Origin of the sequence: Corallococcus sp. CA041A, assembly GCF_003612075.1 — a bacterium.
In the GTDB taxonomy this organism is placed as follows: Bacteria; Myxococcota; Myxococcia; order Myxococcales; family Myxococcaceae; genus Corallococcus; species Corallococcus exiguus.
This window is the reverse complement of the sequence record NZ_RAWF01000111.1, coordinates 17,794-30,586: the sequence shown is the minus strand read 5'-3', so window position 1 is coordinate 30,586 and position 12,793 is coordinate 17,794. Positions and strand designations below refer to the sequence as shown.

9 protein-coding genes are annotated in these 12,793 nt (G+C 68.1%); 5 read left to right on the top strand and 4 right to left on the bottom strand.

Annotated elements, in window-relative coordinates; all coding sequences use genetic code 11:
- Nucleotides 1-144: 144 nt before the first annotated feature.
- On the bottom strand, nt 145-1,332 hold the full coding sequence (locus D7V77_RS20725; protein WP_120578018.1) for an MFS transporter: 1,188 nt from the start codon (nt 1,330-1,332) through the stop codon (nt 145-147).
- Nucleotides 1,333-1,455: 123 nt separating this feature from the next.
- Here D7V77_RS20725 and D7V77_RS20720 point away from each other — a divergent pair, with 123 nt between their 5' ends.
- Together D7V77_RS20720 and D7V77_RS20715 are read left to right on the top strand one after the other, a co-directional pair.
- On the top strand, nt 1,456-2,364 hold the full coding sequence (locus D7V77_RS20720) for a LysR family transcriptional regulator (protein WP_120578017.1): 909 nt from the start codon (nt 1,456-1,458) through the stop codon (nt 2,362-2,364).
- A gap of 100 nt (nt 2,365-2,464) precedes the next feature.
- On the top strand, nt 2,465-3,598 hold the full coding sequence (locus D7V77_RS20715) for a hypothetical protein (protein WP_120578016.1): 1,134 nt from the start codon (nt 2,465-2,467) through the stop codon (nt 3,596-3,598).
- A gap of 39 nt (nt 3,599-3,637) precedes the next feature.
- Here D7V77_RS20715 and D7V77_RS20710 read toward each other — a convergent pair whose 3' ends face one another.
- Together D7V77_RS20710 and D7V77_RS20705 are read right to left on the bottom strand one after the other, a co-directional pair.
- The gene (locus tag D7V77_RS20710) at nt 3,638-4,504 is read right to left on the bottom strand and encodes a GNAT family N-acetyltransferase (protein ID WP_120578015.1); all 867 of its coding nucleotides are present in this window, start codon (nt 4,502-4,504) and stop codon (nt 3,638-3,640) included.
- Between the two features lie 26 nt (nt 4,505-4,530).
- Entirely contained in the window at nt 4,531-5,802 is a 1,272-nt protein-coding gene (locus D7V77_RS20705; RefSeq protein ID WP_120578014.1) for an O-antigen ligase, read from the bottom strand.
- Nucleotides 5,803-5,983: 181 nt separating this feature from the next.
- On the opposite strand from D7V77_RS20705, the gene D7V77_RS20700 reads away from it, so the two are divergent.
- Nucleotides 5,984-7,453 (top strand): MDR family MFS transporter, encoded by a 1,470-nt coding sequence (locus D7V77_RS20700; protein WP_120578013.1) that lies wholly within the window; start codon nt 5,984-5,986, stop codon nt 7,451-7,453.
- A 101-nt stretch (nt 7,454-7,554) separates the two neighbouring features.
- Here the strand turns inward: D7V77_RS20700 and D7V77_RS20695 are convergent, their stop codons facing one another.
- The gene (locus D7V77_RS20695) at nt 7,555-9,024 is read right to left on the bottom strand and encodes an ELWxxDGT repeat protein (protein WP_120578012.1); all 1,470 of its coding nucleotides are present in this window, start codon (nt 9,022-9,024) and stop codon (nt 7,555-7,557) included.
- Between the two features lie 234 nt (nt 9,025-9,258).
- Between D7V77_RS20695 and D7V77_RS20690 the strand changes: the two genes are divergently transcribed.
- Nucleotides 9,259-11,619: a phosphoketolase gene (locus D7V77_RS20690; protein WP_120578011.1), complete on the top strand. Its 2,361-nt coding sequence runs from the start codon at nt 9,259-9,261 to the stop codon at nt 11,617-11,619.
- Nucleotides 11,616-12,791, top strand: a complete 1,176-nt coding sequence (locus D7V77_RS20685) for an acetate/propionate family kinase (RefSeq protein ID WP_120578010.1) — start codon at nt 11,616-11,618, stop codon at nt 12,789-12,791. Before D7V77_RS20690 ends, D7V77_RS20685 begins: the two co-directional genes overlap by 4 nt.
- The last annotated feature ends 2 nt before the right edge of the window (nt 12,792-12,793 follow it).

The following is a 12,793-nucleotide window of genomic DNA, read 5'->3' as shown; positions in this document are numbered from 1 at the left end:
GCCCGCTCCAGCTTCCGCATGTCGTATGCTGTCAGCCCCAGCTCGGCAGGGCTCCTTGCCGGTCGCATGCTCCAGAAACTGCGCATGCGACCCGGATTTGTCTCGGAACTTCTGGCGACCTACTTAGGGCTAAAGATCGTCGGTTCAGCAGCGCGCCGGGAGCGTTACGACCACGCGGGCCTCGCGGCGAACCAGCAACAAGACCAGGATGAGGCCCGCTCCAGCCATCGCCGCCCCGGCCAGGGCCACGGCCGGATAGCCGAGGTTGAGGCCGATGACCGCCCCACCGAGGGCCGCGCCGATGGCGTTGCCCAGGTTGAAGGCCCCGATGTTCATGGCAGAAGCTAGGTTCGGTGCGTCGCTGGCGGCGGTCATCACCCGCATCTGCAGCGGCGGCACCAGGGCAAAGCTCGCCACGCCCCAGAGGAAAATCACCACGGCTGCGGGCGCCTGCCACTGCATGACCCCAGCGAATACAACCAACAGAGTGGAGAGGCCTGCCAGGGTGACAATCAAGGTCCGGTCCACCGACCTGTCGGCGAAGCGGCCCCCCAGCCAGTTGCCGATCGTCAACCCCAGCCCATAGGTCACCAGCATGGCGGTGACGAAGCCGGTCGAGGCCAGGGTCTGCTCCTTCAGAATCGGAGCGATGTAGGTGAAGACGGTGAACATGGAGCTGGAGCCGATAACGGTCAGAGCCAGGGCGGCCAGCACAGGTCCGCGTCGGAGCACCGCCAATTCGGCCTTCATGGCGCCGCTGTCGTCGGCAGAAGGCTCGACCCGGCCGTACGGCAGGGTCAAGCGAAGCGCGATCATCGCCAGGGCGCCCAGACCTGCGATGCCCCAGAAGGAGGCGCGCCAGCCCAGGGTCTCGCCCGCCCAGGAGGCCAGGGGAACGCCGGTGATGTTGGCGACGGTCAGTCCCATGAACATGGCCGCGACAGCGCCCGCACGCCTGTTCGGCGCGACCACGCTGGCCGCGACGATGGCGCCCACGCCAAAGAAGGCGCCGTGGTTGAACGACGTCACCACCCGCGCCGCCATCAAGGTCCAGTACTCCGGCGCGAGCGCCGACAGCAGATTGCCCAGGGTGAAGATGCCCATCAGGCCGACCAGTAGGGTCCGGCGTGGCACGCGGCCGGTCGACAAGGTCATCACCGGCGCGCCGAGCAGCACCCCGAAGGCGTAGGCGCTGACCAGCAGGCCCGCCGCCGGGATGGAGACGCCGAGGTCTCCTGCGATCACAGGCAGCATGCCCATCGGCGCGAACTCCGTGACCCCAATGCCGAAGGCGCCGACCGCCAGAGCGAGAAGAGGAGGGTTGGGCTTCATCCGCGGGAACCTTTCTCTGCCCCCGCGGCGACTGTGCGCGACGGGGTGCGTTGTTCTGAGCGCGCAAAGATGGCCGGGCGGTCGCGCGCGCGTTAGAGCTCTTCGAAGCCAAGGATTCTTGAGATGAACGCAAAGGTGCAGCTGGGCGGCGAGGATCGGGCGCGTGAGATGGCCGTCTTTTCGGCCGTGGCGGCGACCGGCAGCTTCTCGGCGGCCGGGCGTGAGCTGGGCCTGTCCCCGTCGGCCGTCAGCCGGACCCTCGACCGCATCGAGGCGCGTCTGGGGGTACGCCTGATGATCCGCACGACCCGGGCCCTGACCCTGACGCCCGAGGGGCAAGCCTATCTGGGCGCGGCACGGCGCATCCTGGCGGAGCTGGACGACGCGGAGCAGGCCATCGCGGATCTGGGCGCGCCGCGCGGGCGGCTGAGGGTGAGCGCCGCCCTCTCGCATGGGCGCCTGTGCGTGGTCCCCCTGTTGGGCGACTTCACGGCGCGATACCCCCACATCCTGGTGGACATCAACCTGACGGACAGCGTGGTCGACATCGCAGCAGGTCAGGCGGACGTCGCCATTCGCTTCGGCCCGCTCGCGGACAGCGGTTTGACCGCGCGCAAGCTCGGCGAGAAAGGGCGCGTGATCGTGGCTTCACCCGACTACCTGAACCGGCGCGGGACGCCGATGGTTCCAGAAGACCTGCACCACCATAACTGCCTGAACTTCAATTTTCGTCGGGCCGAAGCGGTCTGGCCCTTCGTGCGCGACGGGCATGAATACAGTCTGTCATTGAAGGGCTGTATCGAAGCCAATAACGGAGAGACCCTGGGCCAGCTGGCTGCTACCGGCGTGGGGGTGACGCGCGTCGGCGCATTCAGCGTCGCGGAAGAGCTCCGCTCCGGCCAACTGGTTCCTCTGCTGGAGCGCTACAATCCGGGCGACACGGAGAACATCCACGCCGTCTTTGTCGGTGGCGCCAACCTGCCGGCGCGAGTCAGGGTGTTCGTCGACTACCTGGCCGAGGCATTGCAGTGAGTCGCGAGGAGGAGCCCCTGCTCCCTCTTCCCGCCCTGTGAAAAACCAGGACGGGCCTTCGCCCGAGATCCGTAGTGCGGGCGGAAAGTCACTGACAGCCATGATCTCCATTCGTTCCATCGCGCTCTCCTGTGTGGTCGTGCTCGGCTTCTTCGCTGCCTGCAGTGACGATCCCTCCAATCCCCCCGGCGGGACGCCCGACGCGTCCGTTCCCGATGCGTCCGTGCCGGACCCCGATGCGTCCGTGCCGGACGCGTCCGTGGAGATGTGCACTGAAGCCGGCACCACGCAGTGCGGAGACACGTGCGTCAACACTGACAGTGACTCCGCCCACTGCGGAGGGTGCGACCAGGCCTGCATGACCACCGAGGCCTGTGAGGCCGGTGTCTGCGTCGCGGTCTGTCGGATCGACGGCCAGCAGGTCGCGGCCGGAGCGGTGAACCCGGCGAACGCATGCGAGCAGTGCGTGCCCGCGACGTCCGCGACCTCGTGGACCCCGCTCGCGGACGGAGCGGCATGCGGCTCGGGCCAGATCTGCTCGGCAGGCGCGTGCAGCCCGAAGTGCCTGATCGACGACACGTTCTACTCCGAGGGTACGCCGAACCCCGCGAATGCCTGTGAGGTCTGTGCACCCGCGACGTCGACGACGACGTGGTCGCCGCGCGCGAGCGTCCCGCTGCTGGTCGGCGGCAGCGACATCGCAGCGCAGGGCTGGTCGACGGTCGCGCAGACGCCGAACACACTCACGTACGGCGAGGACTACGTCCGCCTCGCGACGTCGACGAACAGCGGCGGCCGAACGAGCGGGCAGTTGCTCATCACGCGGGCGAACGCGTTCGACGCAACGAAGCCGTTCAAGCTCCGAGTGACGATGCAGGTCGAGTCGGCGAACAACCACAACCAGCTCGACAGCGGCGCGGCCATCCTGGGCAGCTTCACCTCGCCGTTCGGCAACTCCACGGATCGCTCGCAGATGATCTACCTGGACAATGCGGCGATTGGCTGGGCGGATGACACGCAGTCCGCGGCGTTCTCCGTGACCGATGGCGCGTACCATGTCTACGAGCTCGCGGTGGATGCCGCGAAGGTCGCCACGGTGAGCGTCGATGGCGTCGCGAAGCTCACGCGGAACAACTTCTCGGCGACCGGTACCATCGCCCTCGGAGACCAGACCAACGATCCGAACGTTGACGGCGTGGTGCGGATCAAGTCGGTCGAGCGGCTCTGCCAGTGAGGCTCTCCCCTGTCCCCATTCATGTGAATGGGGACAGGGTCAGGTGTGGGCCATGACCGGGAACCGGTGGGCCTCTTGTGAGGGATGGAAGTTGCGCACGAACAGGTCGGCTTCCATGTCCTCACCGGCCGTCACGGCCTCCGGCCAGTAGCGCTCCGGAGTGAACCCGAAGCGGATGGACCGGATGGGCCGGTCAATCAACCGGGGGATCCAGGCTCGCAGGTCGAAGGGCTCGCGGGCGAAGACGTCGTCGAGGTACAGCGTCTCGCCTTCGACTCCCGCGAACGCCCAGGCGTCCGTTCCCAACTGGCGCAGGGGCCTCGCGAAGCCATTGGCCACGGGCCAGCTCGCCACCGTCGCGTAGCCTCGCGCGCCGAAGCGTTCCGTTGAGGGACGCCCTTCGCTGGAGAGCGTGGCGAGGCCAGCGCGCACTTCCGCGTCATCCAGATTGAGCGTGGGCGCGGGTGGGCCAGCCGGCACGGCATCGCACGGGGTGGCGAACAACGTCTGCAGTTGAGGCTGGAACCCGAAGCGCGGGTAGAACTGGCGCACCTTGGGGTTGGCGAAGAGCAGCACGGGCGCATCCCCACACGCGTCCAGCGCGGCGTTCATGACCACGCGCGCAAGTCCCCGGCCACGATGCGACGGCAAACACCCCACGGCTCCCAGCTGATGGGCCAGCACCTCGCGCCCTTCCAACAGCAGGCGCATCCGCATCACGGAGGTGTTGGCCACCACGCGGCCGTCCTCAATCAGCGCGAACGCACGATAGTCGTCGTTCCACTCTCCCCATGCACGCCAACGGCGGAAGTCCGCGCGGCGGAACACCTGGGGCACGTAGTCACAGAACAGCTCCTGCAATCCGGTATCGACCTGCCTGATTTCGGTGACCGCAGCGGCTTCCATCACACGCCCCCACTCAGCTTGAAAACTCAATCAGGTTCATGGCGGAGCGGCGTACTGAACTCGCACAGCCCCAGGCCCCAGATGAGCATGAATGACAGGTGCACGCTGGGGTGGAACGGCAGGTAGTGCACCAGGGCCAGAACGTGGAAGCCCACGAAGGACAGCAGGGCTCCCGTGGCCGGAATCGAACCCGCCCGGTGCCTTCGCACCAGCGCCCTCGCCAGCAGGAAGTGCATCGTCGCCAGCAGCACCAAGCCCACGAGCCCCGTCTCCGCCCAGGCCGTCAGCCAGAGGTTGTGTGAGTCCGTGGCCAGCAGGTCCGTGATACCCGTCTCCGCCTGCGTCGCCAGGGCCGCGGGCTTGTGATTGCCGAAGCCCACGCCCACCCAGGTGTGCTCTCGCACCAACCTCCAGCCCACCGACATCGCCAGCGAGCGCTCTCCGCTGCCGAAGAGGTTGTCCACCGCCTTGCCGAACCGCTCCCGCCACGCGGGCGTCAGCAGCACCACGGCCACCAGCGCCACCGCCACGCCCAGCCCGGCCTTCCGCGCCGTCCCTCGCAACAACAGCAGCAGCGACAGCACGCACACGCCCAGCGCCGCTCCCAACGCCGCTCTCGCGAACGCGCCGTAGATGGACAGCAGCAGCCCCAGCACCATCACGCCGGCCAGCACCCGCCTCCGCGTCACCTTCGACCGGCCAATCACCGCCAGCGCCGGGCCCAGCACCGCGATGGCTCCGTGCGCGAACCGCAGCCGGTGGAAGAAGAAGCCTCCCGCCGCGTACCTCGGGTTCTCCTCCGTCCCGAAGTTCTCGTGCAGGCGCGATAGGTTCAGCTTCAGGAACTTCGGCGGCTCCCAGGGCCACTGCACCCGGTGCTGGAAGAAGCCCAGCGCCGCCGCCAACAACCAGCCTCCCGCGACGAGGCTCCCCAGCAGCAACCACGGCACTCCCATCGTCCCGATGCACGCGACCGCGGCTCCCGCCACCGTGTCCAGCGCCTGGCCGTACCTTGCGCCCCGGGGCCACTTCGTCGCGGCTCCCGTCAACAGCGCCACCGCTGGGGACAAAAGCTGCCAGACGCTCAGGGCGACGCTCGCCAGCACGAACGCCCTTACGTCTTTCTCCAGGCGCAGCCGCTTCGTTGCCGCCAGCGCCAGGGCCAGCGCCGTAGCCAGGATGGCTCCGGCCTGGAGCACTGCCTCCGCCAGCACCAGCCCTACCGCGTAGAGCCCCAACACCGCGGCGACCGCCGTCTTCCAGCGCCCTGACTCGACCGTCTTCGTATCCGTGCCCATGCCGTGCGCCTCGAACTCGCGAGGCCGGTGGACCCTATCCCACCTCGTGCGCCCCTGCCCTTCCGGAGTGGACCCGGAATCCCCGGCGATGGACGCCGTCACTCCTTTTCACGCGCTTGACGTTGGCGCTCCGGACGGGCACGCGTTACCCAGGGTCCTTTCCCGGGTCCCCCCTTCCGACATGCGCACCACCCATCGACCGTTCACCACTTTGGCTCTGGCACTGTCCCTCTTCGTGGCCGCGCTGGAGATGACCGTCGTCTCCACCGCCATGCCCACGGTGGTCAGCGACCTGGGCGGCATCCAGCACTACGCTTGGGTCTTCACCGCGTACATGCTGTCGTCCACCATCACCGTCCCCATCTACGGGAAGCTCGCCGACCTCTACGGCCGCAAGCCCATCGTCCTCTTCGGCTCCACCCTGTTCCTGCTGGCGTCCCTGGCGTGCGGGTTCTCCACGTCGATGAACATGCTCATCGCGTTCCGCGTCCTCCAGGGCCTGGGCGCCGGCGCCATGCAGCCCATCGCGCTCACCATCATCGGGGACATCTACACGCTGGAGCAGCGCGGGAAGGTCCAGGGCGCGTTCAGCGCCGTGTGGGGCATCGCGGGCCTCGCCGGCCCTCTCACCGGCGGCCTCATCGTGAAGTACCTCACGTGGCACTGGATCTTCTTCATCAACATCCCCATCGGCATCGCATCCATGGTGCTGCTCGTCATGTTCTTCCACGAGCAACTCAAGCCCAAGGTGCGTGCCCGGCTCGACTACGCGGGCGCGGCGCTGCTGTCCTCGGGCGTCGTGGCGCTGCTGTTCGGGGTGCAGGGCTCCGGGGCGACACTGCTCGCCCTGCCCCTGGCCGCCGTGCTCCTCACCGCGTTCGTGTTCGTGGAGCTTCGCGCCGCCGAGCCCATCATCCCGATGAGCATCTTCAAGATTCCCACCATCGCCATCTCCAACCTGGCCGGCGCCCTCTTCTCCGCCGCCCAGTTCGGCGCGACCACCTACGTGCCCCTGTACGTGCAGGGCGTGCTCGGTGGCTCCGCCACGATGGCGGGCGGGATGATCACCCCCATGATCGTCGGCTGGCCGCTGGCGAGCCTCATCGGCGGCAGGCTCATGGTCCGCACTGGATTCCGGCCGCTCATCGTCGGCGGGCTGGGGCTGGCCTCCATTGGCACCGTGCTGATGGCGCTGCTGCTCAAGCCCGGGGCTTCGATGCTTGTGCCGCAGATCGCAATGGGGTTGTTTGGCATTGGCCTGGGCTTCGCGGCGATGTCCACGATGGTCGCTGTCCAGACCACCGTGGGCTGGGAGCTGCGCGGTGTGGCCACCGCGAGCAGCATGTTCTTCCGCACCATCGGCGGGTCGCTGGGCGTGGGCATCATGGGCGGCGTGCTGGTGTCACAGCTCATGAAGGACCCCAACGTCCCCGTCAGCGCGGCCACGGAGCTGCTCGGCCCCGAGCATGGACGCAGCCTCGCTCCCGCCATCCTGGAGACGCTCGGCGACGCGCTGAGCACGGGCCTGTCCATCAACTTCTGGATCATGTGCGCGGCGATGATCGCCGCGTTCACCGCGGGCCTGTTCTTTCCCAAGGTGAAGCGCGTCACCACGCCGGTGAACGTGTCCGACGTCACCGCTTCCCACTGACACCGGTGTTCTTCGAGGCCGCCGGGTTCCAGGAGCTGGGGCTCGCTGGAACCCGGCGGCACGTCATGCGTCTGGCCTTGCGCTGACGCTCACCGGCCTTGTCACTCCGCGCTGGCGCTCAGCGGCGTGCAGGTCACGTTGGCGGACACGGCCCACAACGCGTCACCCCAGACGCCGGAGAACCCCCGGAAGTAGATCCTGTTGCCCACGCGCGTGAACTCCTCGGGTCCCTCGGCCCCGGGGCTCGAGGTGGTGACGCGCCCCGTGCCCGCCGCCGTGCCATTCGTGACCTGCGGCATGAGTCCCAGGCCGCCGTCCCACGAGCTGAAGAGCAGCGTGCCAGAGCCCGTGTCGAAGAGGGGCGAACTGCTCTCGTCGGACGTGGTGAGCCCCTGGCTGACCTGCCGCGTCCCTCCCGCAGTGCCGTCCGTCACCCACAGCCCGACCTGGCGAGGCGCGGGGCCCGGCGAGCTGATCGCCACGGACAGGTAGAGCTTGCCCCCGGCCTCCCGCGAGTCCTGCACGTAGGGCGTGTTGTCCTGCTGGCCAGGATAGGGATTGGGCAGCGTCGTCACCAGGGTCTTCCCGCCTCCGGAGAGCGACAGGCGGTTCAGCTTCAACCGCTCGCCATCGTCGGCGAGCGTGGACAGGTAGACGTAGGAGCCCAGCGCCCCCAGCAGCCGCGCCTGCTTGCCGAAGGTGTCCAGGCGCACCGTGCCCGCCGCCGTTCCATCCGTCCGCCACACCTCCGTCCCGGCGGAGTCGTCCAGCGTGAACAACCCGTTGCCGTTCGCGAGCCGGCGCGTCGCCGTCACGAAGGGGGCCCCCGCGTCCACGCGCTTGACGAGCCGGGTGCCCGCCGCCGTGCCGTCCGTCCGCCACAGGCGCGTGCCGTGGGTCGCGTCCTGGAGGAAGAACAACAGCGCGTCATTCGTCCGTACCGTGGAGCTGGACAGGGACGCCCCCGAGCCGAAGTCCACCACCCGGTACGTCCCCGCCTCCGTCCCGTCCGACCGCCACAGCTCCACCGCGCTCTCCTCCCTGCGGAAGAAGGTCAGCACGCCCCCCAGGTCGGTGAGGTTCGAGAGAATGGAGTTCGCGCTGCCCGGTACGATGTCCTTCACGAGCCTCGTTCCCGCCGCCGTCCCGTCGCTCACCCACAACTCGAAGCCCGTGGCCGGGTCACTCATCTTGAAGAAGACTCGCGAGCCCACGGCCGTGAGCGACGAGAAGTCCCGGTAGTTCAAGCCCGCGAAGGGGAACTCCTTCACCGGAACGGTGCCCACCCCGGTGCCGTCACTGCGCCACAGCCCAGCCGTCCCCTGGTAGGGATCCACGGTGAAGTACAGCGTGCCCGCCACGTTCGTCAGCCAATCGGGAATGGGCCGGGATGGCGAAGGCAACGGCGCACCCGGCGGGAGGAGGTCCTTCACCTTGAAGGCCGCCATGGCGGGTGTGCACGCCTGCGCCTGGACCTGCTGCTCCTGGGCCACGGGCGGCTCCATGTCCCGCGCTCCACCACAGCCCACGAACGACAACCCTGCAAGGATCCACCCGAATCGCATACGCATTGCCCAACTCCTTGTCAGACCGAAGCAAGGGACGGTGGGACACCTGGAGATGGCTGCCAATGTGGTCCAGCGGTGTCAGGGCTTGCGGTAAACATGACGCGCACGCGAAGGCCCCTCCGCTGTCGGGAAACCGACGCGCCCGACTTTTCCCATCACAGACATTGCATATCGTGGGCCAGATGGAGTCCCATCCCTCCCCGGGGGATGCACGGCCTACACCTCGGGAGATGAAAGATGGCGGGTCCGCTGAGTGATGAGGAGCTTGGAAAGATCGACGCCTACTGGCGCGCGGCGAACTACCTGTCCGTCGGGCAGATCTACCTCAAGGACAACCCGCTGCTGGAGCGGTCCCTCTCCCGCGAGGACATCAAGCCCCGGCTGCTCGGGCACTTCGGCACCACGCCCGGCCTCAACTTCATCTACGTCCACCTGAACCGCATCATCCGGAACCACCGGGCCAACATGATGTATCTCATTGGCCCCGGCCACGGCGCTCCGGGCATCATCGCCAACACGTTCCTCGAAGGCTCCTACACGGAGCTGTATCCCAACATCGAGCGCAACCGCGACGGCATGAAGCGCCTGTTCCGCCAGTTCTCCTGGCCCTACGGCGTCCCCAGCCACGACGCGCCGGAGGTCCCCGGCTCCATCAGCGAAGGCGGCGAGCTGGGCTACTCGCTGCTCCACGCGTACGGCGCAGTGCTGGACAACCCGGACCTCATCGTCCCGTGCGTCGTCGGCGACGGCGAGGCGGAGACGGGCGCGCTCGCCGCGAGCTGGCACTCCAACAAGTTCATCAACCCCATCACCGACGGCGCGGTGCTGCCCATCCTGCACCTCAACGGGTACAAGATCGCCAACCCCACGGTGCTCGCCCGCATTGACGCGGACGAACTGGAGGCCCTCTTCAAGGGCTACGGCTACACGCCCTACTTCCTGGAGGGCGACGACCCCAAGGACATGCACCAGCGGATGGCGCAGGTGCTGGACACCCTCTACGCCGAAATCACACGCATCCAGCGCCACGCCCGCGAGAAGAACGACCCCACCCGCCCGCGCTGGCCGATGCTCGTGCTGCGCACCCCCAAGGGGTGGACCGGCCCGAAGGTCGTGGATGGCAAGCCCGTGGAGGGCACCTGGCGCGCCCACCAGGTCCCGCTGGAGGAGGTGCGCGACAACCCCGAGCACCTGAAGATTTTGGAAGCGTGGCTCCACAGCTACCGGCCCCGCGAGCTGTTCGACGCGAATGGCACCTTCCGCGAGGAGTTGGCGGACATCGCTCCCAAGGGCCGGCTGCGCATGGGCGTCAACGTGCACTCGAACGGCGGCCAGCTGTTGGTGCCGTTGGTGCTGCCGGCCTTTCGCGACTACGCGGTCGACCCGGGCGTCCCGGGTTCCAAGCAGGTCAGCGCCACCAAGGTGCTGGGCGGCTACCTGCGGGATGTGATGCGCCACAACCTGGCGGCGAAGAACTTCCGCATGTTCGCCCCGGACGAGAACGCGTCCAACCGGCTCCAGGACGTCTACGCCGTCAGCGGCAAGAGCTGGGACGCGAAGCAGGAGCCCACGGACGAGAACCTCTCCGTGGACGGCCGCGTGATGGAGGTCCTGAGCGAGCACCTCTGCCAGGGCTGGCTGGAGGGGTACCTGCTCACCGGACGCCACGGCTTCTTCTCCTGCTACGAGGCGTTCATCCACATCATCGATTCGATGTTCAACCAGCACGCCAAGTGGATCAAGAGCGCCAGGGAGCTGCCGTGGCGCAAGCCCATCGCGTCGCTGAACTACCTGCTCAGCTCGCACGTGTGGCGGCAGGACCACAATGGGTTCTCCCACCAGGACCCGGGCTTCATCGACCACGTGGCCAACAAGAAGGCGGACACGGTGCGCATCTACCTGCCGCCGGACGCGAACACGCTCTTGTCGGTGGCGGACCACTGCCTGCGCTCGAAGAACTACGTGAACCTCATCATCGCGGGGAAGCAGCTCTCGCCGGTGTGGTTGGACATGGCGAGTGCGGTGCGCCACTGCTCGGCGGGCATTGGCGCGTGGGACTGGGCTGGCAATGACGATGGCGACCCGGACGTGGTGATGGCCTGCGCGGGCGACGTGCCCACCATGGAGACGCTGGCCGCGGTGACGCTGCTGCGCGAGTGGGCTCCGGAGCTCAAGGTGCGCGTGATCAACGTGGTGGATGTCTTCACGCTCGCGCCCGTGCACGTCCATCCTCACGGGCTCAACGAGGAGGACTTCAACCGCCTGTTCACCACGGACAAGCCCGTGGTGTTCGCGTTCCACGGCTACCCCACGCTCGTGCACAAGCTCACGTACAACCGGGCCAACCACGGCAACATCCACGTGCACGGGTACAAGGAAGAGGGCACCACGACGACGCCGTTCGACATGACGGTGCTCAACGACATGGACCGCTTCACGCTGGCGTTGGATGCCATCCGGCACTCGAAGGCCGCGCGGCACCGGCGGGACGACGCGGAGCAGCGCTTCTCCGAGGTGCGCCAGCGCCACAAGCTCTACGTGTCGGAGCACGGCGAGGACATGCCCGAGGTGGCCGACTGGAAATGGACCGCGCGATGAGTGATTCAGGCGCGGTGCTGGTCATCAACAGCGGCTCGTCGTCGCTGAAGTTCGGCCTCTACGATGAGCAGGGTGGCCAGGAGGCGGTGCGGTTCAAGGGCAGCGCGACCCACATTGGCGCGGAGCAGGGCCGGCTGGTCGTGAAGGACGGCGCGGGGAAGCAGGTGCGCGCGGTGGACGTGCGGAATCCGTCACAGGAGGACGCGTTCCGCGAGGCCGTGCGGCACCTGGAGGAGCTGGGCGCAGAGCGGCCCCGCGCCATCGGGCACCGCGTGGTGCATGGCGGTCCCCACCTGCGCGAGCACCAGGCCCTGACGCCGGAGGTGATGAAGGCGCTGGAGGAGGCGACGCACTTCGCGCCGCTGCACATCCCTCCGGCGCTGCGGCTCATCCGGGCCACCGAGCGGCAGTACCCGGGCGTGCCGCAGTTCGTCTGCTTCGACACGGCCTTTCACGCCACGCTGCCGGAGGTCGCCTCGACGCTCCCCCTGCCCCGCTCCGTGAGGGACCAGGGCGTGCAGAGGTACGGCTTCCATGGCCTGTCGTATGAGTCCATCGTGGCGAGGCTGCTGCCCCACATCAACGAACGCACCGTGGTGGCGCACCTGGGCAATGGCGCGAGCCTCGTGGCGCTCGAGTGGGGACGCTCCGTCGACACGTCCATGGGCTTCACGCCCACCGGCGGCATCCCCAGCGGAACGCGCACGGGCGACCTGGATCCCGGCGTCCTGCTATTCCTGATGCGCACGGGTGGAATGGACGCGGACGCGCTGGAGTTGCTGGTGAACCACGACGCCGGGCTCCGGGGGCTGTCGGAGGGGACCAGCGACATGCAGGCCCTGACGCGCGACGCGGCGGCGGGCAACGCGGCGGCGGCACTGGCGGTGGACGTCTTCACGCGCGGCATCGCGAAGACGGTGGGCGCCTATGCGACGGTGCTCGGCGGGCTGGACATGCTCGTCTTCACCGGCGGCATCGGGGAGAACAGCGCGCGGATCCGCGAGGGTGTGTGCGAGAGACTGGGCCACCTGGGCATCCAGCTCGATGCGCGGCGGAACGAGGCGGGCGAGGGGCTCATCACAGCCAAGGGCTCCCGGTGTCCGGTCTGCGTGCTGCCCAGCGATGAGGAGAGACAACTCGCCCACCACACGCGCCGGCTGCTTCGCGGGTGAGG